A 25,526-nucleotide genomic window follows, 5' to 3' on the forward strand; every position below is an offset into this window, starting at 1 on the left:
ACAAGCTCGCGAAAAGCTGGAGGCCCCCCACCCCATGCCGTTGTGCCCATGCTAGGGTTGCGAGCCGCGGCTCGCCAACGCAAATTGCACGACTTGCGACTTTAGTCTAAGCGCGCCCCTCTTCTGCCATGGCCTCGGCCGCTTGGTTTTCGGGGCCGCCGTGAATATTCCTCAGGAGATCCCACTCTGTGAACAACATCCGCGCCACGCTCGCGACCGTCTGGCGAATCGCCATCCCTTATTTCCGGTCGGAGGACAAATGGGCCGGCGGCGGCCTGCTCGCCGCCGTCATCACGATCGAGCTGGCGCTGGTCGCGATCGACGTGCTCGTGAACCAGTGGCAGAACCGGTTCTACAGCGCGCTCCAGGCGAACGACCTCGACGCCTTCGTGACGCAGATCTGGATCTTCATCGGACTCGCCTCGGTCTACATCGCGCTGGCCGTCTACAAGCTCTATCTGAACCAATGGCTGCAGATCCGCTGGCGCCAATGGCTGACACGGCACTATCTCGGCGAATGGCTCCAGGGCGCCACGCACTATCGCATGCAGCTCAAGGGCGATGCCGCCGACAACCCGGACCAGCGCATCACGGAAGACGTCAAGAACTTCGTCGAGCAGACCCTGACCATCGGCCTCGGCCTGCTCTCGTCGATCGTGACGCTGTTCTCTTTCGTCATCATCCTCTGGGGTCTCTCCAACGCCGCGCCACTGCATTTGTTCGGCACCGACTACATGATCCCGGGCTATCTGTGCTGGGGCGCGCTGATCTACGCGATCTTCGGCACCGCGCTGACCCACTGGATCGGCGCACCGCTGGTCAACCTCAATTTCGAGCAGCAGCGCTATGAAGCCGACTTCCGCTTCAACCTCGTCCGCGTCCGCGAGAACTCCGAGCAGATCGCATTGCTGAAGGGAGAAGGCGCCGAACGCAGCCGCCTGCTGGATCGCTTCGGCTTCGTGATCGGCAATTGGTACGCGATCATGAGCCGGACCAAGCGCCTGACGATGTTCACGGCGAGTTATCAGCAGGCCGCCGTGATCTTTCCCTACGTGCTGGTCGCGCCCGCCTTCTTCGCCAAGAAGATCCAGCTCGGCGACATGATGCAGACCGCATCGGCGTTTTCGAGCGTGCAGGGTGCGCTGTCGTTCTTCGTCGTGGCTTATCGATCGCTCGCGGAATGGCGCTCGATCGTCGCTCGTCTCGACGGCTTCGAGATGTCGGTCGCGACAGCGGCAAACGTATCGGCGCATGAGCCGACGATTGAACTCAAGGCAGCGGGCGGCAGCCGGAATATCGGCCTCGACAAGCTCTGCGTGAACCTGCCCAACGGCGCGCCGCTGGTCGCGGCCGACGGTTTCGCCATCCAGACGCCGGAGCGGGTGCTCGTGACCGGACCGTCGGGCTCCGGCAAGTCGACGCTGTTCCGCGCCATCGCGGGCATCTGGCCATTCGGCACCGGCAGCATCGTCATCCCCGCGCAGGCGAAGCTGATGATGCTGCCGCAACGCCCCTATTTCCCGGTCGGTGCATTGGGCGACGCGGTGATCTACCCGGCGGCGCCCGGCGCGTTTCAGGCGACCCGAATCAGGGACGCGGTGACGTCAGTCGGCCTGCCCGACCTCGCCGTGCGGCTCACTGAGGAAGGCCATTGGAACAGGATGCTGTCGCTCGGCGAGCAGCAGCGCCTGGGGCTTGCCCGCGCGCTGCTGCATGCGCCGGACTACCTGTTCCTGGACGAGGCCACCGCCTCGCTCGACGAGCCCTCCGAGGCACGGCTCTACAGGTTGCTGACGGAAAGGCTGCCGCAGGCCACCATCGTCTCAATCGGGCATCGCTCGACGCTCGATGCCTTCCACACCCGCAAGGTGACCATGGTGAAGGACGGCGCGATCCATGTGCTGGGCAATGGCGGCGCACCGGCCGAGCCGGAGCCAACTACGGCGCGCTGAGGCGCGTCCCTCGTCGTCGGCTGTCGCGCCGAAAGAACGGATGGGCCGCTGCCTCGCCCCCCTCCGAGCGCCCCCAACTCGGGCCTCGTCATTGCGAGGAGCTCGCGACAAAATTGCGAAGCAATTTTGCGCTGATGCGACGAAGCAAGCCGGACTGCTTCCGCGGAGGGATACTGGATTGCTTCGTTACGCTCGCGATGACGGAGCGCCCCAAGACAAAAGGGCGGCAGATTGCTCTGCCGCCCTTGTTCGAGTCGCTTCGGGAAGAAGCCTACTTCAGGTTCGTCATCGCCGTCAGGTCGAAGGACAGCTTGGCGATACCGGCGGCGCCGCACCAGTTGGAGCCGACGCCAGTCGGGTTGATGGCGGTGATATTGTTCGAGCCCGAACCATTGAAGGCGCTGGTGAAGGCGTTGCAATTGCCCTTGTTCAGGTCGGTGTCGGAGTAGCGCAGATCGAGCGTGAACACCTTGTAGGTGAAGCCGACGCCGATGTTCCAGGTGTTGTAGTCGGCGTACTTGATGCCGTTCGGAAACGGACCGGCAAAGCCGGGATTGGTGAAGGTGGTGCCGTAGAACGCATCGCTGGTGCCGAGGAATTGGCGACCGAACTCACCCGACACATACATGCCGACGCCGCTCGAGCCGAAGATCGTGCTGGGCGCGGTGTACTTCGCGGTGATCGAGGCGTAGTCGCCCCAGGCGCCGGAGTTCAGGAAGTTCGGCGAGTAGTACTCGTTCAGGCCGACCGCCCAGTTGTCGTTGATGGTGTAAGTCATCTTGCCGTAGACTTCGAAGAAGCTGACGTCCTTCTTCATGACGTTGCCGTTGGCAAGGAAGATCGTGTTGGCGCTGACCGGGCAGGAGCCGCCGCCGCCGGGGACGTTGTCGGCGCAGTTTCCACCTGGATAGAGATAACCCCAGACGCCGATGTCGAAGGCAAACGCGCCGAAGGTCGGGCGGATACCGCCGTAGACGTCGATTTCAGCTGCGGCCCGGTTGGCAAAGGAGATGCTCTCACCCGACAGGCCGACATAGAGCTGCAGGTCCTTGGTGACATTGTAGCGCGGCTCGAAATAGGCCGCGACCGACGGCTTGTGGTTCGACTGGGTCACGCCACGGAAGATGTAGTCGTTCATGGCCGCGCCGCCGAAGGCGATATCCCAGGGATCGAACGCGGGCGCAGGGGGAGCCTTCACAGCCTTCAAAGGCATATCCGCTGCGAAAGCCGAGCCCGTCACCATTGCCAGCGCCGTTGCCAACAAAGTCACTTTCTTCATTTCGATCCCCATCACCAGTTCTACTCAGTCGGATCCCGGAAGCCCCCCGGGGCGTACGACGTGTCTGCAAAATTGCGTTACAGCGGCAATTTGAAGCGAGGCGCGCAAAGCGAGAAGCAAAAAACGAGAGCAACTGCCGACTTTTTAGGCGTTATGGCGATTCCACGAAAGGTTGCCAGCCAGTGTTGCTTCTCGATCACATTATTTCCACGCCAAGTGCGCACGGGAGTCCGGGTTCTGACGTATGCCCGAGCCGGCGTGGCACGGGTGCCACGAATCACTGACTCAAAAACCAGCACTCTCAGGCCGCTGTGGCGGCAACGCAAAAGGCCGCAGCGTCACCGCCGCGGCCTTTCTGTCGTCGATCATTTGGTCGACCAAGCCTGAGCCCAGTCTTGAGCTCAGCCCCGGTCCTGGCCTCGGTGGTCCCTGGCCTCGGTGGTCCCTGGCCTCGGTGCTAGCCTTGCCCGTCGGCCTGTGTCGGCTCCGCAGCAGACGAAGGCATCGCCCAGCTTGTCTCCGCGGCGGGCTCGGGAGCCGGCGCAGCCGCCGGCTTCGGCGCGCGAGCTGCCTTCTTCGGAGCTGCCTTCTTTGCAGCTTTCTTCGGTGCTGCCTTCACAGCCTTCTTGGCCGCAGCCTTCTTGGCGGTCTTCTTGGCGGCCTTCTTTGGCGCGGCCTTCTTGGCCGATTTCTTCGCTGCCTTCTTGGCCGCCTTCTTCTTTGTCGTCCTCTTCGCCGCTACAACCTTTTTGGCCTTTTTGGCCTTCTTGCTTTTTTTCTTGCTCGCTTTCGCCATCGTGATCCTCCTGTTGCCGCCGAACAATGATCGATCGGGCGCCCTTCAACCGTCATCAAGGCGAAAGCTCAGCGCGACGGATTCAATGCCGGCCGCGACCCGCCCGTAGCCCAATCGAGAAGCTCAATCGTGTGTACGACCGGAACTGACGTGCCACTGGCAATCTGCACCATGCAGCCGATATTGCCCGCGGCAATCATGTCCGGCTCGACGCTCGCGATGTTGGCGACCTTGCGATCGCGCAACCGGCTCGCAAGCTCGGGCTGGAGAATGTTGTAGGTCCCCGCCGAACCGCAACACAAATGGCTCTCCGGCACATCTTTCACCACGAATCCGTTCTTGGAAAGCAATTCTTTCGGAAGCCCCGTGATTTTCTGCCCGTGCTGCAACGAACACGCGGAGTGATAGGCGACGACGATGTTGTCCTGTCGCGACGACGGTTCAAGTCCGAGACCGGCGACGTACTCGGTGATGTCCTTCGCAAGCGCGGACACCTTCGCCGCATCGGCTGCGAACGCGGTGTCTTCACGCAGCAGATAACCGTAGTCCTTGATCACCGTGCCGCAGCCGGATGTGGTCACCAGGATGGCGTCGAGCCCCTCGCCGGCGACCTCCTTCTGCCACGCCGTGACGTTGGCGCGGGCCCGCGCCAGCGCATCATCATCGTGACCGAGGTGATGGGTGAGCGCGCCGCAGCATTGCTCGTCCTTGACCAGGACCACCTCGATGCCGTGGCGGGTGAGCAGGTTGATGGCCGCCTGGTTGATGCGGGGCGCCAGAACCTGCTGGGCGCAGCCCTGGAGCAACGCGACCCGGCCCCGCTTCTTGCCGAGCGCCGCGAATACGCTGCCCGGAAGCGGGCCGGGTGCGGGCAGCCGGTTCGGCGCCAGCGCCAGCATCGCCCTGAGGCGCTGGATCAGGCCCGGCGTGGCCGAGGGCGGCGGGGTCGGCAGGAAAACGGCGAACGGCCGCGCCAGCTGTGCCAACCGCATGCTGATGCGAAACCGCTGCGGGTCCGGCAGGACGAAGGCGAGCACCTGACGCAACAGCCGTTCGGCGAGCGGCCGCTGGTAGCGCTGCTCGATCCTGACCCGGGCCTGGTCGACGAGGTGCATGTAATTCACCCCCGAGGGGCAGGTGGTCATGCAGGCCAGGCACGACAGGCAGCGGTCGACATGCTTGACCACCTCAGCGGTCGGCGCCTGGTCCTTCTCCAGCATCTCCTTGATCAAATAGATGCGGCCGCGCGGGCTATCGAGTTCGTCGCCGAGCAGGACATAAGTCGGGCAGGTCGCGGTGCAGAAGCCGCAATGGACACAGGCGCGCAGGATCTTGTCGGCTTCCGCAATGTCGGGGTCGGCGAGTTGCGCGAGTGAGAATTCGGTTTTCATGCGGTAGCGTCCCGCTTCAGGCGTCCCCGGTTCAAGATCGACTTCGGATCGAAACTGGCGCGGACCCGTTCGCTCAGCGCGGCGAGACCGGGCGCTTGCGGATGGAAGACGTCGACGGCGCGCCTGACGTCCTCGGCCGCCCGGATCAGCGTGGCGTGCCCGCCGGACGCATCGGTCCGATGGCGCACCGCGGAAGCATGCGCGTCAGCCTTCGGCGGCAGCGCCGCCCAGATCAGACCGCCGCCCCAGTCGTAGATGACCTCGCCCCCGGTCTCGCGCGTCAATTGCGTGCCGAGCGCGGCACCTGAAGCCGGCGGACAGACGATCCGCCACACCGGCCAGGCGGCTAGTGCGCCGCCGGCCGCGAATGGCAGCACATCGCGGATGGTGGCCCACAGCGCCGACGACGCGGCGTCCTCGATCAGGGTCGCGGTTCCAAACGGCGCCAGCAGTTCGCGCAGCGAGCCGGCGCGGTGGCTGACGGAGGCCGTGATGCCCTCGAGCCGCAACACCGTCAGCGCCTCGTCCTGGGCCGCAACCTCGCCAAGCTCGTCGGTCCTGGCCCGGAACGCCGGTTTCGGCAGATGCGCGGCGCCCGAGACGTCATAGGGCGAGCCGAGGGCCGCAGTCATCGCCTTGTTGGCGACGGCGTCATCGAGCCTGCGCAGCAGCAGGGTCCGTTCGGCTTCAGGCTTCGGCATCACCTTCAGCGTCACTTCGGTCATGACAGACAGCGTGCCCCAGGACCCTGCCAGCAGCTTGCAGAGATCGTAGCCGGTGACGTTCTTGACCACCTTGCCGCCGGTCTTGAAGCTGTCGCCGAAGCCCGAGACGGCATGCGCCCCCAGCAGGTGGTCGCGCGCCCCGCCCGCCCTGATCCGCCGCGGACCGGCAAGGCCCGCCGCGATCATCCCGCCGATGGTGCCTGTCGCGGACGCGCCGAGCAGCGGGGCCGTATTCATCGGCTCAAAGGCGAATTGCTGGTTCTTGGCATCGATCAGCGAGAGCACGTCGGCCAGGGGCGCGCCGGCCTGGAGCGTCACGATCAATTCACTGGGCTCATACGAGGTGACCGCATTCAGCGCGGAGATATCGAGCACGGCGTTGGTCGCCATCGTATGCCCGATGCCGCGCTTGCTGCCATGACCGATGATCTCGAGCGGCTGCTCATTGGCAATCGCCGCGCGCACCGCCTCCTCGACGTCTTTGGCGTCTCTGACCCTGAGCGTATCCACGGGAAAAGGCGGTAGCCAAATTCGAGGCGAAAATCAAATTTCGCGCAGCAAAGGCGGGCCCGCGAAGGCGCCAGTCCGTCAGTGCGATGCGGCGGACGAACCGCCGCCCCGATCCCGCCGCAGGATGGCCGGCCATTGGGTGCGACATCCTCGCTTCGTCCACCCTGTCGCGCGCCAAGGACACTCCGGCCCAGTTGCTGTCCTACGAGCCGTTCCGCGACGAGGCCGCCTTAGGGCATATCAGGAGAGCGCGCATTTCAAGACCTACACCGCCGGCCAGGCGCTGCCGCTGCTGACAAGCGCGAGCGGGCGCTATACGGGCTGCTGTCGAAACCAGCTCGCGCACCGCGGTTCGATCCGAACCGCTGCGCCGCGCGCCTAAATGATCGCGCGCAACGGCGATCTGCGCAGGACCGGCGCGGAACGTCCGCCATCGCACCGTGCCAGATCGCCGACCGTCAGAACCGGGGAATATCGGGGAATGCCACCTTGCCGGCATGCACATGCATGCGGCCAAGCTCGGCGCAGCGGTGCAGCGTCGGAAACACCTTTCCGGGATTGAGCAGACCCTGCGCATCAAAGGCGCATTTCAGCCGCTGCTGCTGGTTGAGATCGATCTCGGTGAACATGTCGCCCATCAGGTCGCGCTTCTCGATGCCGACGCCGTGCTCGCCGGTGAGCACGCCGCCGAATTCGACGCAGGCGCGCAGGATGTCGGCGCCGAAGGCTTCCGCACGCTCGATTTCGCCGGGCTTGTTGGCGTCGTAAAGAATCAGCGGATGCAGATTGCCGTCGCCGGCGTGGAACACGTTGGCACAGCCGAGCTGGTATTTTTCCGAGAGCTCGCGGATGCGCGCCAGCGCCTTCGGCAGCGCGCCACGCGGGATGGTGCCGTCCATGCAGAGATAATCGGGCGAGATGCGGCCCACCGCTGGGAATGCGGCCTTGCGGCCCGCCCAGAACAGATTGCGTTCGGCCTCCGAGGTCGAGATCTGGCAGGTGGTCGAGCCACAGGCATTCGCGATGGTCTCGACGCGCGTGATCAGCTCGTCGACCTCGATCTTGGGACCATCGAGCTCGATGATGAGCAGCGCTTCCACGTCGAGCGGATAGCCGGCATGGACAAAGGCTTCGGCGGCATGGATCGCCGGCTTGTCCATCATCTCCATGCCGCCGGGAATGATGCCGGCGCCGATGATGCGCGCGACGCATTCGCCGGCCGCCTCGACTTCCGCGAAGCCGACCATCAGCGCCCGCGCCGTCTCGGGCTTTTGCAGGATGCGCACCGTGATCTCGGTGATGACGCCGAGCAGGCCCTCCGAGCCGGTGATGACGCCCATCAGGTCATAGCCTGCATTCTCGCACCCCTTGCCGCCGATGCGCAGGATCTCACCGCTCATCAGGACAATCTCGCAACCGAGTACGTTGTTTGTGGTCATGCCATATTTGAGGCAGTGCACGCCGCCGGAATTTTCCGCGACATTGCCGCCGATCGAGCAGGCGATCTGCGAGGACGGATCGGGCGCGTAATAGAAGCCGGCATGCGCGACCGCCTGGCTGATCGCCAGATTGGTGACGCCGGGCTCGGTGACGACGACACGGTTGTCGAAATCGATCTCGCGAATGCGCTTGAACTTGCCGAGCCCGAGCAGCACGCCGTCTTCCAGCGGCAGTGCGCCGCCTGATAGGGAGGTGCCGGAGCCGCGCGGCACCACCTTGATGCCCTGCCCGGCGCAATATTTCAGGATCAGCGAGACCTGCTCGGTCGTATCAGGCAGCACCACGACCATCGGCGGCTGCCGATAGGCGGTCAACCCGTCGGATTCATAGGCCCGCATCTCGGCAGGCGTATCGATCACGCCCTCGCCGGGCACGATTGCGCGCAATGCAGCAACGATCTCCGCGCGGCGCGCGAGCACTGCCTGATCACTCGCAGGCATCATGATGGCCATGTTAATTCCTTCGCGGCATATCGTTCCGGCTTGCGCCGCACGGTCAATCCTATCACGGCAAATCAATCACGCTGGCGCTGGTTTGGGTAGGCCGTCCAAAAGTCGGAGCCACGATCTGCCGCGAGTTCGCCCTGGGACAAGTCGGCAGGCATGAAACCCGTCATGGTTTCGTGGCTTGTCGAAGCCGCGCGGGCCATGCCAAAACCGGCAGGTTCGACGAAAACCGATCAGATGAGACCCCACCGGGAAAGCACCCTATGAAAAAACTGACTTTTGGCGCGCTGATGATCCTCACCGTCACTGCCACGGCCTCCAGCGCGATGGCGCAGGACGTCGCGGCGGGCAAATCGTCGTTCAACAAGTGCCTGGCCTGCCACGCGATCGGCGAAGGCGCCAAGAACAAGGTCGGCCCCGAATTGAACGGCCTCGATGGCCGCCGTTCCGGCACCGCGCCTGATTACAATTATTCGGACGCGAACAAGAATTCCGGCATCACCTGGAACGAGGCGCAATTCAAGGAATACATCAAGGACCCGAAGGCCAAGATCCCCGGGACCAAGATGGCATTCGCCGGCATCAAGAACGAGAACGAGATCAACAATCTCTGGGCCTATGTCTCGCAGTTCGACAAGGACGGCAAGATCAAGCAGTAGGCGGACGAACGGCGGCCGCCGGATTCAACTGGCGGCCGCCTGCGGCGAGCCGATGTTGGCAATCATCGTCTCGATCTCCGTTTTCACGAGATCCGGCACCGCGCTCTGCACCATGTGTCCGAGATCGGGCAGCACGATCAGCTTCGCATTCGCGACCATCGCCGCGAAGGGGCGTGCGTGGATCTCGGTCTTCACCGTCTTGTCGGGCTCGCCGGCAATGATCGTGACCGGCATCTTGATCTCGCCGTAGCGCGGAGCCTGCGCAGCCACCGACGACTTCAGCGTCACCAGATCATAGGCATTGGCGATGAATTCCCGCGGCCTCAGCAACAGCGGCGTCGCGGACTGCTTCACAAAACCATCAGGCATCGTCTGCGGCATAAAAACGCTGCGCGCACCAGAGTCAGCGATGAAATAGCCGAGCGGCAGCGTGATGGTATAAGCGAGCAGCGGACCGATCACGGGCATTGCGATGATCTCGTTGTAGCGGCCGACGCCGCCGCGCCAGGGATGCGTCACTGGTGCCAGCATCACCAGTCCGGCGACACGCCTTGCATGATCGAGCGCCAGCCGCGCACCGAGCGCGCCGCTCCAGGAATGCACGACGAAAACAGCGCGATCGATCCCGAGCCTGCCGAGCGCCGCGTCGATCATCCGCGCCTGAATCTCCGGCGTCGAATCCTGCCGCCGTGCACGCGTGCTCCAGCCATGCCCGGGCCGGTCGATCAGGATGACGCGGTGCCGCTTCGCCAGGAGATCGCCGAGCGGATGCCGCATCACTTCGAGGTTTGAGCTTGCCCCGTGCAACATCACGATGGGCGGGCCGGCGTCGCGCGGACCGATGTCGACGACATGGAGCGTCGCCCCATCGACCTCGATCATCCGGCCCTGGGGCGGAAAAGAACGTTGCACGGCGACAATTCCGGCCTGCGTGACCAGCGCCAGCACAACCAGTGCCGTCAAGACGGATAAAACGATCATTGAGAAAGTCCGGAGGATCCAGGCCACATGGCAGCTACGAATGATGCCGTCCGCAGTTTCGCGCAAGCAGGATCGGAGCCTCCATCCAAAATGCCGACCTGTGGATATGTGCACAATTGCCGAACCAGAAATCCCAATGAAATCAATTCCCCGGTCCGGTAACGCGCAGGGCTCGGACCAAGTTCATGCAGCCGTCATCGCAGCTTCCTTATAATCGCCACGGTCGGTTCCGCCATTGAGACGCGGATGGGCGCCGATCCCTCCTCGCGGCCTCGGGGATGCAGGAAAGACCGGCAGGATGTCCTGGTTTGAACCGGAGGATTTTTCGATGAGCTTCAGATCGAACGACACCGCAATCGACGAGATCGTCGCAAGCTGCAACGGCGATCTGCGCGGAGCCGTGCGGGCGCTGCTCCTGATCAACGAGCATCTCGAGACGGAACTCGCCAAGGCCTACGCAGCGGTCGTCAATCGAGGCCTGGTGGAGCGTGGCACCAGCGTCCTGCACTGACACACAGGCTAGCTAGCCCGCGCCGTCCTCGGCCTTTTGCTCGTCGGGCGTGAGCACGGGGCAGGCGCGGATGGTCGAGCGCGCCAGCTTGGCATCGTCCCTGGATTTGTAAGGGCCGTCGCCGAACCAGGTGTCGCCGTTGATGACCGGATTGCTGGTCACGATGTTACACTTGCCGGTGGCGCGGTTGCCGACCACCCAGAACAATCCGTCGGCGAGGCTCGTCGTCCCCGAGACCAACAGCAAGCTACAAGCAACGATCAGACGCTTCATGGCTATTGCTCCTGCCTTGCAGGTAGACCTGCAGGAGCGCCGACAACAGTGCTTGCGATTTGGCCCGTGTCTTCGTGGTTAATCGCCACGTGCGGGAATCATTCGAAAAATGATCGAAATATCGGCTAGATGTCGCGGCCTTCGACCTTCTCGGTCAAAGCCTTCACCTGCTCGGGAATCTTCTCGAGGTGCGGATTGACGGCGAGCGCCTTGCGGTAGGCCTCGAGCGCGCGCTTCTCGTCGCCGACGTCCTGCATGATCATGCCGAGCCCTGCGAGCGCGCCGAAATGACGCGGCTCCCGGATCAGCACCTCGCGGATGTCGGCGAGCGAGCGGGCATAGTCGTTCTGCATGTAATAGAGCGTGGCGCGCCGGTTCCAAGCCTCGATGTAGTCGGGCCGGAGCTTGATGACGGAATCCAGCAGCTTGATCGCGACATCGACCTTCTGTGCATCGACCGCGGCCTTCGCCCGCGCCATCAGAAGCGCTGCGGTATCGCTCGGGGTCTGCAACCAGATCGCCCAGATCCGCGCCTCGACATGCTTGGCGCTGGCCTCGTCGGGAGCGGCCTTCAGCGCGCCGAACAGAAAATCGAGATTCTTGGTGCGCTCGGCCTTGGGCAGCTTGGCCGGCGCTTCGGGCAGCTTCTTCGGCTGCTTCATCGACGGCGCCGGATCATCCTGGGCCAGCGCCGGCGCAAACCCTGCGGTGCCGAGAACCAGGGCCAGACACAGCGTGCGCAGATGCGGGAATCTCACGGTCATGGTGAAAGTGTAAACGCGCAAAGCCGCCCTTGCCAAGCAAAGGCGGCGTCAAACTCGTGTGAGACCGTGGTCTTGCGGGAACGCGCGAAGGCGACCGCGAGGGCCATCAGCCGCTTGGATCAGCCCTGGCGAGCCTTGAAGCGGCGCTGCACCTTGTTGATCACATAGACCCGGCCCTTGCGGCGGACCAGACGGTTGGCGCGGTGACGACCGCGCAGCGACTTCAGGGAGTTACGGACCTTCATGGCAGAATCCTGAACGTTCGAAAGGCCGTGTTCGGCACTACCGTTTCGGCACGCGCGAATGTGGCAAAATGAGATCTTTCCCGCCGGCGGACCGACCGCCCGGGACGGGGCGGTTCTTAAGGCATGGCAGGAGGTGATGTCAATGTTAACTGCCGCCTTCCGCCCAGCCAAAATCGTGAAAACAACCCCATGCACAGTAGATGTGGCCGGATCGGGCCAATTCGCCCGCTTCGCGGCCAGGCCCGACAAAGACTTTTGCAGCTTTGGGTTTGCGCCCCAGCAACGCCTTGCCAAACTCGTTATATCCTATAATCAATTCGGCAACCCGTCGGGAGGACACCCATGCCGAAGCTGAAGCTGCCCAATATCGACGACGTCGTCGCCATCGACATCCACACCCATGCCGAGGAGCCCTGCGGCATGCACGGCGACGACGGCTATGACGACTTCCAGGCGCAGATGGCCGAGTATTTCAAGTCGCCGCACAAGCATCCGCCGACCGTGCCGGAGACCGCAGCCTACTACCGCTCCAAGAACATCGCCGCGGTGATCTTCCCCGTCGATGCCGAGCGCGAGACCGGTTTCCGCCGCTACAACAATTACGAGATGATCGAGGCCGCCTCCGATCATCTCGACGTCCTCATCCCCTTCGTCTCGATCGATCCGCACAAGGGCAAGCTCGGCGCCCGCGAAGCGCGCAAGCTGATCGAGGAATATGGCGTGCGCGGCTTCAAATTCCATCCGACCATGCAGGGCTTCTACGCCAACGATCGCATGGCCTATCCGCTCTACGAAGAGATCAACAATGGCGGCGCGATCGCGCTGTTCCACACCGGCCAGACCGGCGTCGGCTCGGGCATGCCCGGCGGCATGGGGATGCGGCTGAAATATTCCAACCCGATGTACATGGATGACGTCGCGGCCGACTTCCCCGACCTCAAGATCATCCTCGCCCACCCCTCCTTCCCCTGGCAGGAAGAAGCGCTGTCGGTCGCGACCCACAAGCCGAACGTGTACATCGACCTGTCCGGCTGGTCGCCGAAATATTTCCCGCCGATCCTGGTGCGCTACATCAACTCGATCCTGCAGGACAAGATGCTGTTCGGCTCGGATTGGCCCGTCATCACGCCGGACCGCTGGCTGGCCGACTTCGCCAAGCTCGACATCCGCGACGAGATCCGGCCGAAGGTGTTGAAGGCCAACGCGCGCAAGATTTTGGGGATCTGACCGCGCTCCCCTACTGACATTGCGCGACGCCCGCCAACGGGCGGGCGCCGGCGCATTCCGCGATCAGTTCACGCTTGACGGCGCTGGCATCGTTGACGCCATCGGCCCCGGCGTCACGCAATGGCGAGCCGGAGACCGTGTTGCCGCCTCGTTCTTCCGCCATTGGGTCTCGGGGCCATTCAAGTCCAGTTACGTCTCGTCGTCGCTCGGTGGCAACACGATGGACGGAATGCTGGCAGAATATGTCGTGCTGCCGGAAACCGCATTGGTGTCCGTGCCGCCGCATCTGTCCTCGGTCGAAGCAGCGACCCTGCCCTGTGCCGGCGTCACGGCCTGGCACGGCCTCATCACGCGCGGCGGCATGGGCAAAGGCGACACGCTGCTGGTCCAGGGAACGGGCGGCGTCGCGCTGTTCGGCCTTCAATTCGCGACGGCGCTCGGCGCGCGCGCAATCGTGATCTCGTCCTCGGACGAAAAACTCGCCCGCGCCAAGGCTCTTGGCGGCTCGATCCTGATCAACTATCGCGACACACCCGACTGGGACGCCGCCCTGATGAAGGCGACAGATGGCGTTGGCGCCAGTCATATCCTCGAACTCGGCGGTCCCGGCACCTATGACCGATCGCTGCGCTCCGTCGCTTCGGGCGGCAAGATCGTTCAGATCGGCGTCTTGACGGGATTCGGCCCGAAGCCCGACCTTGCGCGGCTTCAATGGGAGAATGCCGATATCATCGGCGTGACGGTTGGCTCGGTCGAACATTTCATGGCGATGAACGACTTCTTGAGTGAACATGTGATCCACCCGATCATCGATCGGGTCTACCACTTCGATGAGGTGCCCGAGGCCTATGCTCACCTCCGCACCGGCTCGCACTTCGGCAAGGTCGTCGTAGAATTTTAGAGCCGGGGCGTTCCTGGCGAAACCGGGCCAGACATTGGGCTAGACATGGCGGCTGTCGCTAAGGTCGCGGCGTTGGCTGCGGCGACGGTGTCGCGGCAGGTTGCGGTGACGCTGGTGCAGGAGGTTGCTGCTGCGGCGCTATGACCGGCTGCGCATCGCCGCCACCGTGCGGGACGCAGGTCCCTACGTTGCTCAGCAGCCGCTTGGCTTCAATATCGCGGGCTTTCTTGTAGTCCCTGCGCCGGTCGATCCGTTCCGCAGCCGTGCGATCCCACGCATCGAACGCATCCGCGTAGTGCTGCCGCATCTGCTCCTCGGCGGAAAGGCAGTCACTGAACTTGTCGAACACCAGATCGGTGTTGACGGGTGAGATGCCGCCGACCAGGACGACCAACATCCATTTCATCGCGCCTGCCTACGTTCGTGCCCGCTAACGGGAACGGAAAGGCTTCGGCAAAGTTCCCAACGGAGCCCAGGCGGGTTTCAGACGCCAGGAAACGCCCACACGTTGATGGTGGATGGCTTCGATTCTTTCGCGTTCAACTTGCGAGGGGCCGCTCGGTCAGTGCGAATGGATTGCGGCTGGATCAATGTCGGCATGAATGATTCCGCTGAGCCTGTCTCACGGATGCCCAGCCCACCGAGGCAGGCATTCCACGGCTTTTCATTCCGACAGCGGCGCAGGATTCGGCATCAACCAATCTGACCTCATGAGCCCAGCCGAGACGGCGCATCTCTTTGGGGCCGGCTGTCAGCCCTATGATGGACGGCAGCGCGTCGTGGTGATCCGGTACGAATCTTTCTCACATGACTGACGGTCCCGGAAGGGTTCCAACCTGCAAACAGACCGCTGGACGTGATAGGATGAGCGCCGGTCGCCTCGCCGGCGACCATTGCCCGCATAGGGAGCCAACGATGCCTCCTCTTGATACTGCGGTGATCGTTCTCGCCGGCATCGCTTTTCTTGCAGCCTTCGTAAATGGCGCGCTCGGCTATGGGTTTTCCTCGCTCACCGTGCCGGTGGCTCTCGTTTTCTATGCAAACCGCATCCTGAATCCCGCCGTCGTCCTGGTCGAGGTCGTCACCAATTTCTACGTTCTATTCATCAATCTGCAGGGCGTCGCAGCGGTATGGAAGAGGGTGCTTCCGATCGTCACCGGGCTCCTGCCCGGCATCGGAACAGGAGCCCTGGTTCTCACGACGCTTCAGCCGGGCTGGATCAAACTCGGGACCTACGCACTCATTCTGCCCCTCATCCTGGTTCAGGCAGCCGGTTTTCGGAGACCCGTTCGGCAGACATGGTGGGTCGGTCTGCCCTTTGGAACTGTGCTCGGCATCCTGTATTCGGTCACCACCATCTCGGGACCGCCGCTCGCGATCCTGTTCAACAACCAGGGTCTGGTCAAAACCGAGTTCCGGGCAGGTCTCGCATTGGTTCGCGTGGCGGAATCGAGCGTGACCGCCATCGTCTATTACCAGCTTGGACTGTTTACGTCTGAAAGCCAGAACGTCTTGTGGGTGTTTGTTCCCTGCGTTGCAGTTGGGGTACCGCTCGGCGCCTATGTCATCCGCCATCTGGATGCGGAGACGTTTCGTCGGATATGCATGAGCTTTGATGCGTGGGTAGTCGGATTCGGTTTCTCTCGGGTATTGATCGAGCTGAATTTGCTGGAAAGCCCCTCGGCCTATGTCGTCCTGGTCCTCACATTATTGACCGACAGCTATCTGCTGTTCATGTTTTTCACACGGAGAGCGGCCTCAAGGCGATCGGAAAGAGCTTTGCTTACGCCCGGCGCCCCGGGTGGGCCGGATCATCGCATGGCTTCGGACATGACCGAACCTCCCTACGACCCGCTTGCCCGACTCAACACCGACCTCGGTTACGCTGTCGCGATCCTTGCTGTCGCCATGTTGGTCTTTGCAGTTTTGCCTTGAATTAGCAGCCACAGTGCGAGGCACAATCAAGCGCGTAAGGGTGGGTAGAGCGGAAAGCGAAACCCATCAAAGTTCGTTCTCTTCATCGGATCGCACCAACGATTGCTTGGTACTGGTTCCGCCCGTCAGGCGATGGGCTTCGCAAGAGCTCAACCCTACGAACCGGGGAGCAAAACGTCTGGATTTCGACTTGTGGTCAACTGTGGAGGAGGGTGAGGCCTTTTGCACAGTGCTCTGAGCTTCCATCCATTTCACGGTCCGCTCAACAACCTGCTCGCTGACTGGACCAACAAAGTCGTTCGAGACGCCATCACCGGGCGATTCGTGCGCAACGAATCCATGGTCTAGTTTGGGGTTGGGACTGGTCGACACTCAAAACCTATGACCTCAACGTGCCCGGGCGCAATCACGGCATCTTGCTGGGCACCAGAGGCTGCCGGCCGTAGCTGCTGTCAGCGCACAGGATAGGCTTAGCTCTCGCGAACCCCATCAATCTTCCCTATCGGATCGCACAAGCGATTGCGTGGCTCCGTCCGTCACGCGACGGTTTCGCAAGAGCTCGACCCACCCTCCGAACCAGGGCAGCAGCGGGCGGACCTGACGGCCGGATCACCTCGCTCGTTTCCAAATCACCTCGACGATACGTTCGGTGCCCTTCCAGCTTGAAAAGCAGGTGCCTTAGAAGATCTGATTATTGAATTGACGGCCTCCGTGATGGCCGCGGGGTCTGCGTAGGTGACCATATGTCCGGCATCCGGGACGAGGTGAAGATCGGACCGAGGCAGTGCTTGATGTAAATCTCGCGCTTGTTTGTGTTCGATCACCCGATCCTCCATTCCATGGAATATTTGCACGTCGTCGTCCATGGCCGAATAATAGGCTCGGAATTGTGCTGCGGTCGGAATGAGAAGTGCGCTTTCCTCCGCAGCCCGCCCTCAATTGTGTGGGCCTGAGAACGAGGGACGCCGGAAATTCATTCTTGAATGTCGGCGGGACGGACCGGGGCGCGAAAATCTTGCGGAGAGCTCCCGGCAAAATGGCCCACGAGATGACAGGCGCGACAGTGTAACTGATCAGGTCGCCCAAGACCGGTATGGCTGGACCCGACATCAGCCAGACATCCAAGCGGCCGGTTGGGAAGTAGTAACCGGACGCAAGCACAAGGCCCCGGATCGGATAATCCTTCCTCATGGCGAGAGCGATGGCGACGAAGGCGCCCCAGGAATGGCCCAGCACCACGGGATCACGGACCCCGATCTGGTCGAGCGCCTTCGTCAACAGAGCTGCTTGAGCTGCTGCACTCCATACTCGGAGCCGCGGCCGCCGACTATAGCCAAAGCCTGGACGGTCGAAGCACACCACGCGGTTGCTGCGAGCAAGAAGATCGACCAGCCCGCTGATCGTGAAGTCCTGGATCATGGATCCGTTGCCATGAAGCAGCACGACGCAGGGAGCCGCGGGATCACCCCGATCGATATAGTGGAGTACGACGCCGTCGCACTCGAGAAACTTGCCGATTGGTGGATTCCTCCGTTCCGCCAGTTTGGCGAAGCCGATATTGCCAATGACGAGAAGTGCCAAGAACAAGATACCGATGAGCAACACGGTTTCAGTGGTGGTCATTGCCAAGCCTTGATGATCGAGGGCCATGAAAACATTGGCCGTGCAGCGCGGAGCAGGTGAGCCAACCCAGGCATAATTGGAAGTTGAAGCGCTCGTTCCTGCGCGCAATGGCGGAGGTTTGATTAAAAAATTGCCCGGCCGGAACGGTCCAGAAATGCCCACGTTTCCTCGCCTAGGATGGCATCTCCGACGGAGCGGGCAGGATCCGACCTCACCAACAACAAAGATGGAGCAACGAATGGCCAACCCACGTCCGGAGGAAAAATCGACGCAAAGCCCCGAGGACACAATCCGCCGCGCCGGCGAGAGGACCGCAGAGCAGACCAGACGGATCGGCCTGGCTACCGCCGAGGCCGGGGAGGAGGTGGCGCAAGCCAGCAGCCATCTCTTTCGACAAAATGCCGAGATGCTGCAGAACACTTGGCGCTTCGGCGTCGACATGGCCACGGCAGTGATGGGCCGCTCGACTGACCGGCTAGGTCGCGGGTTCGGTTTTTCGGGCAATGAAGCGCAGCGGGGAGCAGAACGCTCGGTCCGTAACGCCGAAGCAATCATGTACTCCATGACCGCAGTCGCCAAGGGAATGAACGGTGCGTCGCGCGAGTACTTCGATTTCGTTCGACAGCAGATCGAGAGGACCATGGACCGCATGGATGAACTCTCGCGCTGCCGGACCCTTCACGATTTGGCGGCGGTGCAGACCGATCTCATGCGCGACACGATCAGTAGCGCCTTGGAGACCAGCCGCCGGATGGCGGACTTGTCTCTGAAGGTGGCTGACGACGCCGGAAACCACATAACCCAGAGCATCGAACGCATGCGGCAGGCCGCCTAGGCGCGGCTGGCACGATGGTGGCGCGCGAGCGCGGTGGAATCTCGGCCGCGCACGCGCCCGCCCTAAGCTGTGCGGGCGACGCAGCCGCTTTATCGCTCCAGCGTGGCGAGATAGGCGGCAAGTGGCAGCAAGTGTCCCTCGTCGAGCGATTTGACCACGTCGATCATCGGCTTGCTGTTCGGCCCCGCGCGGAATCCGTGCCGGAAATCGTAGAGCTGGCGAAAGAGGTAAGTCGGGGAGCGGCCGGCGATTCCCGGCACAACGTCCGTGCCGGTCAGCTTCTCGCCGTGGCAGGTGGAACAGGCGAGCTCGGGCCTTGCGGCCAGCGCGCGGCCGGCAGCCACGCTACCCATGGGCACGTAGGCGATAAAGCGGACGCGCGCGTCGCGGTTGACGAAGCGGCCAATGTCCGCCGGTGTCTCAATGATGCGCGTGCCGATCGGCTCGCGCTCATCGCCTTGAGTGACGAAGAACCAGCCGGCGACCGCAGGCTTCGGCACGGTTTCGGTCTCCACCACATCAACCAACTTCTTCGGCTTGATGCCGGCAAAATATTCAGCCGCCGCTTTGATTTCATCGTCGTTCGCTGCCTTTGCGACCGAGATCATCCATGCTTGCGGAATGCGGTCGGCTCGTGCCGTCGCACGCTTGCCGCTCCTGTAGTCTTGCACCTGCTGAATGAAATATGCCACCGGCAGGCCGGCGATGTCTGCGCTCTCCGGACCACCCGTGCCGGAGGCACGATGGCAGAAGCCGCAGGCGTAGACGTCAGGCGGCCGACCGCTGGCCACCACCGTCGGCATCGCCGGATGGTCATCCGGGTGCCAATCCGGCGCCAGGAAGCGATCACGCGTTTCTGGGACTGTATAGCTCACCGTGCTGTCGGGAACGTGCCGAGATTGGCCGTCATCCGGCGGCGGCTTGAAATCGGGCGGGTTGTAAGTGTACGCCCAAAACGGAGGCTCGTCGGTGACTTGCGCGTGCGTGCGCGGCATACACAAGAGAATTATGGTGAGTGCACCCGCCGCCTGAGCGGCCGCTGCCAATCGTGCCATGTTCGCCTCCGGCTCACTTGCCCAGACGAAGACAGGGAAATTAGCGACCAATCCGCGCCGGAGCAATCGGCTTTGGGTGCGGTTAAAGCCCGCAGTCCTGAGGTTGGAATTGTCACAAGCCGCCGATCACGCTTGCAGTGGCAAACTTCCGAGGTGCTCTGGTAAGCTGACGATGAAGCGCACTCCCCGAGCAGATATTGTGACCGCAACGGCCCGGAAGGACAGCCCATGAACCTCAAAGCCGTCGTGTTCGACGCCTACGGTACGCTCTACGACATCCAGTCGGTCGCAGAGATCACCGAGGACGCGTTTCCGGGCTATGGCGAGATCATCACGCAGGTCTGGCGGATCAAGCAACTCGAATACACCTGGCTGCGCTCACTGATGCGGCGTTATCAGGATTTTTCTGATGTCACTCGCGACTCGCTGGCCTATACGCTGCGCGTGCTCGGACTCGCCTACGAGAATGCGGCCTTCGAGCGCATCATCGAGAAGTACCTGCATCTCGATCTCTATCCGGATGCAGCGATCGCGCTCACAGCGCTAAAACCGCGAAAGCTTGCCATCCTCTCCAATGGCAGCCCTGACATTCTGAACGCGCTTGTGCGCAATTCCGGCCTCGACCGCCTGCTCGATGCCACCATCAGTGTGGACGCAAAGAAGATCTTCAAGCCGAGCCCGCAGGCCTATGAGCTGATCGGCGAGGTTCTCGGCACCGCGCCTGAGGAGGTGCTGTTCGTCTCCTCCAACCCCTGGGACGTGGCCGGGGCAAAGTCGTTCGGACTGAACGTCGCCTGGATCGAGCGGGTGACGCCGGAGGCGATGGCGCTGGCTTGCGTCGAGACCGAACTCGTGGCACCGCTGACCATGTTCAAGGCGATCCGCACCCAGATGGACGAGCTCGGCTTCGCGCCGGATCATCGTGTTCGGTCGCTCTCGGAACTGCCCGGGATCATCAAGGGATGACCCGGACATGCCGCCCGCCCGTAAGTCCGGAATGAGCTGATTGGAATGAGCCTGGAATCCGTTCGCGCCTTCTTCGCCGAGAAAGCCCCCGACATAACAGTCATCGAATCTCCGATCAGCTCGGCGACGGTGACGCTGGCCGCCGAAGCCTATGGTGTCGAGCCCGGCATGATCGCCAAGACCCTGTCGTTGCGCATCGGCGAACGCGTGATCCTGATCGTCGCCGCCGGCACCTCGCGCATGGACAACAAGAAGGTGAAGGCGCAGTTCGGCGGCAAGCCGAAGATGCTGGGGCTGGAAGAGGTCGCCGACATCACCGGCCACGAGGTCGGAGGCGTCTGCCCATTCGGGCTGAAGTCGCCCCTGCCGGTTTATTGCGACGTGTCGCTGAAGGCGTTCGACGTGGTGGTGCCTGCCGCCGGCTCGACCCACAGCGCGGTCCGCATCACGCCTGAACGCATGGCCGAATTGACGGCGGCCGAATGGGTCGATGTCTGCGAGCACAGGTCCTGACGCGGGCGCGGGATGCGTGATGCATTTGCCGGTCAGGGAGGTTAGTGTAGGAACCATGCCCGACGACAAGGTGAAACGACGACTGACCACCGTGCTGTGCGCTGATGTGTACGGCTATTCCCGTCTCATGGAAGCGGACGAAGCCGGAACGCTGGAGGCGCTCCGCCGCTCCCGCGCGGCCATTGCGCGGCTGGTCGAGCGCCATGACGGCCGCATCGTGAACACCTGGGGCGATGCCGTGATCGCCGAGTTCGCCAGCGTCGTCGAGGCCGTGCAATGCGCGGTCGAGATCCAGCAGGAGATTTCCGATCAGGAATCAGCCCCGCCTCCGTTGAACCCGATGCGATTTCGCATCGGCATCAATCTCGGTGATGTGATGGTTGACGGCTCCGACATCTATGGCGACGGGGTCAATATCGCATCGAGGCTGCAGGAACTCGCCGATCCCGGCGGCGTGGTGATCTCGAGCTCCGTCTACGATCAGGTGCACAACAAATTGTCGGTTGGCTTCGACTGTCTCGGCCAGCGTCCCATGAAGAACGTTGCTCCCCAGACCAGTTATCGGGTGACTCTCGGCGGCCAAACCGCAAGGCAAGGGAACTTCCCGGTCGAAGATGCTGCCCGGCAGACAGCACGTCCGCGGACGGGCGACAGGCGCGAGCCATCTTCATCGGCGAACGTCGTCCTGGATTGGCTCCGAAAGCTGCCCCGCCCGGTTGCAGCGGGCTTCGCGGTGTCGGCCTTTTTGATTTTTATCAATCTGACCACTGGCGCCCATAAGATCTGGTTCCATTGGCCGGTTGCAGTCATTCTCTTCGGCGTCGTCTTGCGGACTGTGCTTGGACATCGACCCGAACGGGACAGGCGCTAGACGGCGCTAATCGTCGTCATCGTCATACGGGCTCGGCTGCATCTGCTGAGGTGGCGGCCCATTGTAGTAGCGCGGCGGCGGTGCAGCACGGTTGCGCGGGACCAGCTGCTGCGGTGGCACCTGATTGTTGGACTGGAACACCGCGCGGCAGCCGCTGGAAAGCAGCGGCGTGTTTTGCCGCAAGCAGGCGGTGATGCGGCTCACATCCGGAATCTGGGCGCTGCACAGGCGCCAGACGTCAGGCGTGCAGGCCATCTGCTGCTCCATGGTTCCGCGATATTCTTCGGCGAATGCTGCGCTCTGCGCGACGATGCCGCCAATCGCTAGCGCCATACCCAGCGCAATCCGCTCTGCTCGCATGTCTCGATCCCTTCCCGAGTCCGTCGAATTCGTCGTTAAACGATGAACTGCGGGAAGGTTCGGAATCACAAAAAAATGTGAAGGAGCCGGAACCTATTCCATCACCCGATCTTCTTGACCGCCGCAATCAGTCGAGCGCCTGCACGCCGTCGCTGAGCAGCGCGGTGGTCCGCAGAAAGCGATGTTCACGAAACGTTAGCCATATCAGCCCCGCTCCGGAACGCATCTCGCCACCCTCCGTTGCCCCGCCGGGATTCTGAGGAGGGAAGGTGCCATGGGAAAGCTTGCAACGATCGACCTCGCGCTGGACGAGATGCTGGTGAACCTGGCAGCCATCGTCCTGCGTCTCTCGACGCCGGAACTGACGCGCACGCCGGAGGCGCGCCGCGCCCTGGCTCAGTCGGTGCATCAATACGCGGTGTGCGCGGCGCGCTCGACCGATCCGCGCGTGCATGCGTTGAAGTCGCAGCTGGAGCAGACGATGAAACCGAGCTTGCGGATTGTCGCGATCGATGGCGCGAGAGTGCCGTAGCTGGAAGACCGACGTCCCGCGGCGAAGCAATCCAGAATCTGTCCGTGGGAAGATCCTGGATGTTTGTCGCTTGGCTCCTCGCAATGGCCGAGGTCCTTCGAGGCCCCTATCCGGTCTTCGCACCGTTCTTCGGCTTCCGCTTGCACGTGCCCGGCAGGTTCGCGGCAAGAAAATCAGCGAGTGCTTCGACGCGCGCGGGGCGCGGGCCGCCGGGTGGGGTTACCAGATGCACGGCCCCTTCGGCCTGCTTCCAATCCTTCAGGATCACTTCCACGGCGCCGGAGGAAATCGCATCGCCCACGATGAACTCGGGCAGCTCGGCGATGCCGAGGCCGGCGACGAGCGAGGGCATCACCGCTTCGCCGTTGTTGACGCGAAGCTGTCCACCTGGACGCACGCTGGCCTGCTCGCCGGCCGCGTTGGTGTAGTGCCAGACGTTCGGCGTCGAGAGATAGGCGTAGCTGAAGCACTTGTGCCCGGCGAGATGCATCGGATGCGTCGGCCGACCATGCTTCTTCAGATAGGAGGGCGCGGCCACGGTGAAGCGCGGCATGGTGAAGAGCCGTCGCGCGATCAGGGACGAGTCCGGCAGCCGCGCGATCCGCACCGCCATGTCAAAGCCTTCGCCAATGAGATCGACGGTGGCATCGCTCAAATGCAGATCGACCGAGACCTCCGGATAGGCCTTGAAGAACTCCGGCAGCAGTGGCGCCACGGCTTTGTTCCCAAACGTCATGGGCACCGCGAGCCGCACCAGGCCGCGCGGCGCCACCGACTGCGCCAAGGCCTCGTTCTCCGCCGCCTCGCCGTCGGCGAGCAGCCGCGTGGCGCGATCGGCGAGCTTGTGGCCGGCATCGGTCAACGCGAGGCGGCGCGAGGTGCGGTTGAACAGCCGGGCGCCGAGCCGCTCCTCCAGCCGCGTGACCGCCTTGGACACCGTGGCCTTCGACATCGTGAGCTCGCTCGCAGCCCCCGCAAACGAGCGTAATTCCACCACTTTTGCGAAGATCGCGAGGGCCTCGAAGTCGGGGAGCTTTGCCATGGCGCGGGGTCCGTTTGGGCTATCTTGGGAAACAATGTGTTTCAACAGTTTCTATTTCTATACCACAGGCGGAGGCTTATCCAAGGGCCATCAGAAATTCAGGAATGGAGACGTCCAATGACCAGCAAGCTCTCAGGCAAGGTTGCCCTCGTCACCGGCGGCTCGCGCGGCATCGGCGCGGCCTCGGCCCGCGCTCTCGCCGATGAAGGCGCGGACGTCGCCATCAGCTACGTCGCTTCGCCCGAAAAAGCCGAAGCCGTCGTCGCCGAGCTGAAGGCTCGCGGCGTCAAGGCCCGCGCCTACAAGGCCGACCAGGCTTCGGCCGAGGAGGTCGATCAACTGGTCAGGAGTGTTGCCAACGATTTCGGCCGGTTGGACATCCTCGTCAACAATGCCGGCGTCGCCGTCGGTGGACTGATCGACGATCCCACAACCAACACCGCCGCGCTCGCTCGCCAGGAAGACATCAACGTGCACGGCGTGGTCGCCGCGATCCGCGCCGCCTCGAAGCTGATGGGTGAAGGCGGCCGCATCGTCACGATCGGTTCGGGTATTGCCACACGCGCCTCGTTTCCCGGTCTCGCCGATTACGCGGCAAGCAAGGCTGCGATCGTCGGTTACTCCAAGGGCGCTTCGCGCGACCTCGGACCGCGCGGCATCACGGTCAACGTGCTGCAGCCGGGTTCGATCAACACGGACATGAATCCGGACGACGACGGTGAGTTTGCCGACGCGCAGCGCAAGCAGCACGCGCTGCAACGCTTCGGGACTGCGGAAGAGATCGCCGCCGGCGTCGTCTTCCTTGCAAGTCCGGAAGCCTCTTTCGTCACCGGCACCGTCCTCAATGTCGACGGCGGGTTTGGCGCCTGACGCCGAGTCCACTACACTCAAGGAAACATCCCCATGATCGAACTCAGACCCTTCGCAAAACTCGGCGGCGCCGATCACGGCTGGCTCAAGGCCAAGCATCATTTCTCCTTCGCCAGCCATTATGACCCGAACAATATGGGTCACGGTGCCCTGCGGGTTTGGAACGACGACGAGATCGCGCCGAACACCGGCTTTCCGGCCCATCCGCACGCCAACATGGAAATCATCACCTATGTGCGCGAAGGCGCGATCACCCATCAGGACAGCCTCGGCAACGAGGGCCGCACCGAAGCCGGCGACGTGCAGGTGATGAGCGCCGGCAGCGGCATCCGCCACTCCGAATACAACCTCGAGCCGACCAAGACCCGGATCTTCCAGATCTGGATCGAGCCGACCGCGCGTGGCGGCCAGCCGACCTGGGGCTCGAAGCCGTTCCCGAAGGGCGATCGCTCGGGCAAGCTCGTCACGATCGCGAGTGGCATTGCAGGCGACACCGACGCGCTGCCGATCCGCGCCGATGCACGGGTGCTCGCGACCACGCTGAAGGCCGGCGAGAGCGCCGAGTACGACGCGCACCAGGCGCGGCACCTTTATCTCGTGCCCGCAGCGGGCGCGGTCGAAATCAACGGCGTGCGCGTCAACGCCCGCGACGGCGCCGCAATCCGCGACGAGGGCCGGCTGAGGATCACGGCGCTCGAAGATTCCGAGCTCGTGCTCGTCGACGCCGCGTAACATCCGACATCTCGCAATCACATCCAATCAAA

26 protein-coding genes and 1 pseudogene are annotated in these 25,526 nt (G+C 63.0%); 13 read left to right on the top strand and 14 right to left on the bottom strand.

Annotation, left to right across the window (positions count from 1 at the left end):
• Positions 1–188: 188 nt before the first annotated feature.
• Positions 189–1,952 (top strand): ABC transporter ATP-binding protein/permease, encoded by a 1,764-nt coding sequence (locus tag ACVW16_RS13545; protein WP_456737251.1) that lies wholly within the window; start codon positions 189–191, stop codon positions 1,950–1,952.
• Positions 1,953–2,223: 271 nt separating this feature from the next.
• On the opposite strand, the gene ACVW16_RS13550 is transcribed toward ACVW16_RS13545, so the two are convergent.
• The 5 genes from ACVW16_RS13550 to ACVW16_RS13570 all read right to left on the bottom strand — a co-directional run bounded on the left by ACVW16_RS13550 (position 2,224) and on the right by ACVW16_RS13570 (position 8,605).
• Positions 2,224–3,231, bottom strand: a complete 1,008-nt coding sequence (locus tag ACVW16_RS13550) for a TorF family putative porin (RefSeq protein WP_456699695.1) — start codon at positions 3,229–3,231, stop codon at positions 2,224–2,226.
• A gap of 457 nt (positions 3,232–3,688) precedes the next feature.
• Positions 3,689–4,027, bottom strand: coding sequence for a histone (locus tag ACVW16_RS13555; RefSeq protein WP_456699696.1), 339 nt, complete (start codon positions 4,025–4,027; stop codon positions 3,689–3,691).
• 68 nt (positions 4,028–4,095) lie between these two features.
• Positions 4,096–5,418 (bottom strand): glycolate oxidase subunit GlcF, encoded by a 1,323-nt coding sequence (glcF, locus tag ACVW16_RS13560; protein WP_456699697.1) that lies wholly within the window; start codon positions 5,416–5,418, stop codon positions 4,096–4,098.
• On the bottom strand, positions 5,415–6,653 hold the full coding sequence (locus tag ACVW16_RS13565; RefSeq protein ID WP_456737250.1) for an FAD-binding protein: 1,239 nt from the start codon (positions 6,651–6,653) through the stop codon (positions 5,415–5,417). The genes glcF and ACVW16_RS13565 overlap by 4 nt, the downstream gene beginning before the upstream one ends.
• A gap of 458 nt (positions 6,654–7,111) precedes the next feature.
• Entirely contained in the window at positions 7,112–8,605 is a 1,494-nt protein-coding gene (locus ACVW16_RS13570; RefSeq protein WP_456737249.1) for an FAD-linked oxidase C-terminal domain-containing protein, read from the bottom strand.
• 257 nt (positions 8,606–8,862) lie between these two features.
• Between ACVW16_RS13570 and cycA the strand changes: the two genes are divergently transcribed.
• Complete coding sequence (gene cycA, locus ACVW16_RS13575; RefSeq protein ID WP_456737248.1) at positions 8,863–9,258, top strand: cytochrome c-550 CycA; 396 nt, start codon at positions 8,863–8,865, stop codon at positions 9,256–9,258.
• Between the two features lie 24 nt (positions 9,259–9,282).
• Here the strand turns inward: cycA and ACVW16_RS13580 are convergent, their stop codons facing one another.
• Positions 9,283–10,239, bottom strand: coding sequence for an alpha/beta fold hydrolase (locus ACVW16_RS13580; protein WP_456737247.1), 957 nt, complete (start codon positions 10,237–10,239; stop codon positions 9,283–9,285).
• Between the two features lie 328 nt (positions 10,240–10,567).
• Between ACVW16_RS13580 and ACVW16_RS13585 the strand changes: the two genes are divergently transcribed.
• Positions 10,568–10,750, top strand: a complete 183-nt coding sequence (locus tag ACVW16_RS13585; RefSeq protein ID WP_456699702.1) for a hypothetical protein — start codon at positions 10,568–10,570, stop codon at positions 10,748–10,750.
• A 12-nt stretch (positions 10,751–10,762) separates the two neighbouring features.
• On the opposite strand, the gene ACVW16_RS13590 is transcribed toward ACVW16_RS13585, so the two are convergent.
• From ACVW16_RS13590 to ykgO, 3 genes are all read right to left on the bottom strand, one after another.
• Positions 10,763–11,023, bottom strand: a complete 261-nt coding sequence (locus ACVW16_RS13590) for a hypothetical protein (protein ID WP_456737246.1) — start codon at positions 11,021–11,023, stop codon at positions 10,763–10,765.
• A 125-nt stretch (positions 11,024–11,148) separates the two neighbouring features.
• Positions 11,149–11,787: a tetratricopeptide repeat protein gene (locus ACVW16_RS13595; RefSeq protein ID WP_456737245.1), complete on the bottom strand. Its 639-nt coding sequence runs from the start codon at positions 11,785–11,787 to the stop codon at positions 11,149–11,151.
• A gap of 119 nt (positions 11,788–11,906) precedes the next feature.
• On the bottom strand, positions 11,907–12,032 hold the full coding sequence (gene ykgO / locus ACVW16_RS13600) for a type B 50S ribosomal protein L36 (RefSeq protein ID WP_006611362.1): 126 nt from the start codon (positions 12,030–12,032) through the stop codon (positions 11,907–11,909).
• Positions 12,033–12,374: 342 nt separating this feature from the next.
• On the opposite strand from ykgO, the gene ACVW16_RS13605 reads away from it, so the two are divergent.
• Both ACVW16_RS13605 and ACVW16_RS13610 read left to right on the top strand, forming a co-directional pair.
• On the top strand, positions 12,375–13,259 hold the full coding sequence (locus ACVW16_RS13605; RefSeq protein ID WP_456699705.1) for an amidohydrolase family protein: 885 nt from the start codon (positions 12,375–12,377) through the stop codon (positions 13,257–13,259).
• A 37-nt stretch (positions 13,260–13,296) separates the two neighbouring features.
• A pseudogene (locus tag ACVW16_RS13610) lies at positions 13,297–14,160 on the top strand (zinc-dependent alcohol dehydrogenase family protein); the annotation flags it as partial.
• A gap of 58 nt (positions 14,161–14,218) precedes the next feature.
• Here ACVW16_RS13610 and ACVW16_RS13615 read toward each other — a convergent pair.
• A complete protein-coding gene (locus tag ACVW16_RS13615; protein ID WP_456737244.1) occupies positions 14,219–14,566 on the bottom strand; it encodes a hypothetical protein in 348 nt (115 codons plus the stop codon).
• 509 nt (positions 14,567–15,075) lie between these two features.
• On the opposite strand from ACVW16_RS13615, the gene ACVW16_RS13620 reads away from it, so the two are divergent.
• Entirely contained in the window at positions 15,076–16,095 is a 1,020-nt protein-coding gene (locus ACVW16_RS13620; RefSeq protein WP_456699708.1) for a sulfite exporter TauE/SafE family protein, read from the top strand.
• 678 nt (positions 16,096–16,773) lie between these two features.
• On the opposite strand, the gene ACVW16_RS13625 is transcribed toward ACVW16_RS13620, so the two are convergent.
• Entirely contained in the window at positions 16,774–17,745 is a 972-nt protein-coding gene (locus ACVW16_RS13625; protein WP_456802614.1) for an alpha/beta hydrolase, read from the bottom strand.
• Positions 17,746–17,956: 211 nt separating this feature from the next.
• On the opposite strand from ACVW16_RS13625, the gene ACVW16_RS13630 reads away from it, so the two are divergent.
• Positions 17,957–18,553, top strand: a complete 597-nt coding sequence (locus tag ACVW16_RS13630) for a phasin family protein (RefSeq protein WP_456737242.1) — start codon at positions 17,957–17,959, stop codon at positions 18,551–18,553.
• 89 nt (positions 18,554–18,642) lie between these two features.
• Here the strand turns inward: ACVW16_RS13630 and ACVW16_RS13635 are convergent, their stop codons facing one another.
• Positions 18,643–19,674 (bottom strand): c-type cytochrome, encoded by a 1,032-nt coding sequence (locus ACVW16_RS13635; protein WP_456737241.1) that lies wholly within the window; start codon positions 19,672–19,674, stop codon positions 18,643–18,645.
• A 162-nt stretch (positions 19,675–19,836) separates the two neighbouring features.
• Between ACVW16_RS13635 and ACVW16_RS13640 the strand changes: the two genes are divergently transcribed.
• Genes ACVW16_RS13640 through ACVW16_RS13650 form a run of 3 tightly spaced genes read left to right on the top strand, consistent with a single transcriptional unit; the run spans position 19,837 to position 21,958 of the window.
• Positions 19,837–20,574, top strand: a complete 738-nt coding sequence (locus ACVW16_RS13640; protein ID WP_456699712.1) for a haloacid dehalogenase type II — start codon at positions 19,837–19,839, stop codon at positions 20,572–20,574.
• A 45-nt stretch (positions 20,575–20,619) separates the two neighbouring features.
• Complete coding sequence (locus tag ACVW16_RS13645; protein WP_456737240.1) at positions 20,620–21,087, top strand: YbaK/EbsC family protein; 468 nt, start codon at positions 20,620–20,622, stop codon at positions 21,085–21,087.
• Positions 21,088–21,142: 55 nt separating this feature from the next.
• Positions 21,143–21,958: an adenylate/guanylate cyclase domain-containing protein gene (locus ACVW16_RS13650; RefSeq protein WP_456737239.1), complete on the top strand. Its 816-nt coding sequence runs from the start codon at positions 21,143–21,145 to the stop codon at positions 21,956–21,958.
• A 6-nt stretch (positions 21,959–21,964) separates the two neighbouring features.
• Here ACVW16_RS13650 and ACVW16_RS13655 read toward each other — a convergent pair whose 3' ends face one another.
• Positions 21,965–22,318, bottom strand: coding sequence for a hypothetical protein (locus ACVW16_RS13655; protein ID WP_456699715.1), 354 nt, complete (start codon positions 22,316–22,318; stop codon positions 21,965–21,967).
• Positions 22,319–22,592: 274 nt separating this feature from the next.
• On the opposite strand from ACVW16_RS13655, the gene ACVW16_RS13660 reads away from it, so the two are divergent.
• The gene (locus tag ACVW16_RS13660; protein ID WP_456699716.1) at positions 22,593–22,850 is read left to right on the top strand and encodes a hypothetical protein; all 258 of its coding nucleotides are present in this window, start codon (positions 22,593–22,595) and stop codon (positions 22,848–22,850) included.
• Positions 22,851–22,956: 106 nt separating this feature from the next.
• On the opposite strand, the gene ACVW16_RS13665 is transcribed toward ACVW16_RS13660, so the two are convergent.
• The gene (locus tag ACVW16_RS13665) at positions 22,957–23,892 is read right to left on the bottom strand and encodes a LysR family transcriptional regulator (protein ID WP_456699717.1); all 936 of its coding nucleotides are present in this window, start codon (positions 23,890–23,892) and stop codon (positions 22,957–22,959) included.
• A 117-nt stretch (positions 23,893–24,009) separates the two neighbouring features.
• On the opposite strand from ACVW16_RS13665, the gene ACVW16_RS13670 reads away from it, so the two are divergent.
• Both ACVW16_RS13670 and ACVW16_RS13675 read left to right on the top strand, forming a co-directional pair.
• Complete coding sequence (locus ACVW16_RS13670) at positions 24,010–24,762, top strand: SDR family NAD(P)-dependent oxidoreductase (RefSeq protein WP_456699718.1); 753 nt, start codon at positions 24,010–24,012, stop codon at positions 24,760–24,762.
• Positions 24,763–24,795: 33 nt separating this feature from the next.
• Positions 24,796–25,494, top strand: a complete 699-nt coding sequence (locus tag ACVW16_RS13675; protein WP_456738829.1) for a pirin family protein — start codon at positions 24,796–24,798, stop codon at positions 25,492–25,494.
• The last annotated feature ends 32 nt before the right edge of the window (positions 25,495–25,526 follow it).

This window comes from Bradyrhizobium sp. USDA 4474 (genome assembly GCF_054057515.1).